This window comes from Bradyrhizobium sp. (assembly GCF_019244115.1).
Classification (GTDB): domain Bacteria; phylum Pseudomonadota; class Alphaproteobacteria; order Rhizobiales; family Xanthobacteraceae; genus Bradyrhizobium.
On sequence record NZ_JAFATE010000343.1, the window covers coordinates 1 to 2,283 of the forward strand.

Annotated in this window: 2 protein-coding genes and 2 pseudogenes; 3 read left to right on the forward strand and 1 reads right to left on the reverse strand. The window is 61.2% G+C overall.

What is annotated here, in order from left to right; all coding sequences use genetic code 11:
- A pseudogene (locus JOZ76_RS15120) lies at positions 1 to 769 on the forward strand (malate synthase G); the annotation flags it as partial.
- 120 nt (positions 770 to 889) lie between these two features.
- Positions 890 to 1,090 carry a CsbD family protein gene (locus JOZ76_RS15125; RefSeq protein ID WP_291699423.1) on the forward strand — a complete coding sequence of 67 codons (201 nt, stop codon included), beginning with the start codon at positions 890 to 892 and terminating at the stop codon, positions 1,088 to 1,090.
- A gap of 178 nt (positions 1,091 to 1,268) precedes the next feature.
- Here JOZ76_RS15125 and JOZ76_RS15130 read toward each other — a convergent pair whose 3' ends face one another.
- Positions 1,269 to 1,424, reverse strand: a complete 156-nt coding sequence (locus JOZ76_RS15130; RefSeq protein WP_291699424.1) for a Thivi_2564 family membrane protein — start codon at positions 1,422 to 1,424, stop codon at positions 1,269 to 1,271.
- A 188-nt stretch (positions 1,425 to 1,612) separates the two neighbouring features.
- Between JOZ76_RS15130 and JOZ76_RS15135 the strand changes: the two are divergent.
- Positions 1,613 to 2,283 (forward strand): annotated as a pseudogene (locus tag JOZ76_RS15135) (methyl-accepting chemotaxis protein); the annotation flags it as partial.

Genomic DNA, 2,283 nt, shown 5'->3' on the forward strand with positions numbered 1-2,283 from the left:
CACCTCGATGGAAGCAGGTCCCATGATCCGCAAGAACGAGATGAAGGCGCAGGCCTGGATCAAGGCCTACGAGGACTGGAACGTCGACATCGGTCTGACCTGTGGCCTGCCCGGCCATGCCCAGATCGGCAAGGGCATGTGGGCCGCGCCCGACAAGATGGCCGACATGCTGGCGCAGAAGATTTCCCATCCGCAGGCCGGCGCCACCACGGCCTGGGTGCCGTCGCCGACCGCGGCGACGCTGCATGCCCTGCACTATCACCAGGTCAATGTGCTGGCGCGGCAGGACGAGCTCGCCAAGGGCGGGCCGCGCGCAAAGCTGTCGGACATTTTGACCATTCCGGTGTCGCAGTCGAACTGGGCGCCGGACGATGTCAGGCAGGAGATCGACAACAACTGCCAGGGGATTTTGGGCTACGTCGTGCGCTGGATCGACCAGGGCGTCGGCTGCTCGAAGGTGCCCGACATCCACGATGTCGGACTGATGGAAGACCGCGCCACCTTGCGCATCTCGAGCCAGCATCTCGCCAACTGGCTGCATCACGGCGTCGTCAGCCAAGCTCAGGTGATGGAATCCTTGAAGCGCATGGCCGTCGTCGTGGACAAGCAGAATGCGACCGACCCGCTCTACCGGCCGATGGCGCCTTCATTCGACGGCTTCGCCTTCGAGGCGGCCTGCGACCTCGTCTTCAAGGGCCGCGCGCAGCCGAACGGCTACACCGAATACATCCTCACCGCGCGCCGCCGCGAAGCCAAGGCTTTGGGATGATGTTCAGCCCGCGCCGAACTGCTTGCGCGCAGGATGTGATGGTGCGGGGCGGTTCCCCGCGGAACGATGCGGCTTCAACTAGGTTAATCCGTCTTCCTCAATTCGAATGGGAGATCGGCCATGGATTGGAACCGCGTGGAAGGCAACTGGAAGCAGTTCAAGGGCTCCGCCAAGGAGAAGTGGGGCAAGCTCACCGACGACGATCTCAACGTCGTCGAGGGCCGCCGCGAACAGCTCGAAGGCAAGCTGCAGCAGCGCTATGGCTATGCCAAGGACCAGGCCCGCAAGGACGTCGACGACTGGTTCAAGACACTGAGGTGACCAGACGTTACACGCAAAAACCCCCGGCCTCGCGCCGGGGCTTTTTTTCGCCGCTCTTCTTTTGCGAGCGCAGGCGAAAAGATTTCTTCTCGTCATTCCGGGGCGGTGCGAAGCACCGAACCCGGAATCTCGAGATTCCGGGTCTGGTCCTTCGGACCATCCCGGAATGACCGCTCAGCTAGAACACCGCGATATATTTGAGCAGCGAGATCACGCCGAGGATAATCACCACGACGCGGCAGATCTGCTTGGCGCGGCCGTCGATCGGCAGCATGTTGATGAGATAGAGAACCAGGATGATGACAAGGAAAGTAATCAGTACTCCGACGATCATGCACACCCCCCATTTGGACGCCGATAAGACCTTGTAACGATTTCCTCAACCCGTCGCCCCTCGAACCCGTTCCCGGCCAGGTAGTATCGGCGCATTTGCGCGGCGAGACCAGAATATTTTACCAGTGAGTTGCAGCCGAAATATTTACCCTTTTTCTGCCAAATAGATGAAATTATTCGAGGATTAGGATGTTGAATCGCCTCTCGGCTGCGACCCTGCTCAAGTCGGTCATCCTCATCACAGCGCTTTTCGTCATCATCGGCTTCTCGCGGAGCGCCTGGGATTCCTGGGCGCGACGGACCGTGACGAGCCGGATCGCGACCATCGTCGACGCATCGGCAAGCCTATTCAAGGCGATGGATCGCATGCGTGCCGACCGCACCACGACCAAACGGGTGCTTGCCTATGACGACAAGCTCGAAGGCGACATGGAGCGCTATGTCCGGGGCCTCCGCGATTCGGAAATGCCCGCCATGAGCCGGGCGCTCGAAATCCTGCCGACCATTGAGTTCGAGCAGAAGCAGACGCTGCTTGCCGAGTTCGACCGCCTGCACAAGAGGCTTGTCGCCGCGCAGAAGGAATTCTGGGAGGAGATGAGCAAGCCGAAAGGCTCGCGCCGCGCGGCCCTCGGCCAGGAGTATATGGACACCGAAACCGCGCTCTTGGAAACGCTCGACCGGATCTCCGGGATTCTGGCCGCCGAAGTCAATCACCAGGACGCCGTCATCGACCAGCTGTTGATGGTCAAGCAGATCGCTTGGCTGCTGCGCAACACCGCGGGCGAAGCCTCGCTGATCGTCTCGACCGGACTGGCCGCCGGCAAGGTGTCGCCGGAGAGCCGCCTCGCTTATATCAGGCT

Coding starts and splice junctions, on each gene's coding strand:
- JOZ76_RS15125 (WP_291699423.1), top strand. CDS start 890: ATGGATTGGAACCGCGTGGAAGGCAACTGGAAGCAGTTCAAGGGCTCC.
- JOZ76_RS15130 (WP_291699424.1), bottom strand. CDS start 1,424: ATGATCGTCGGAGTACTGATTACTTTCCTTGTCATCATCCTGGTTCTC.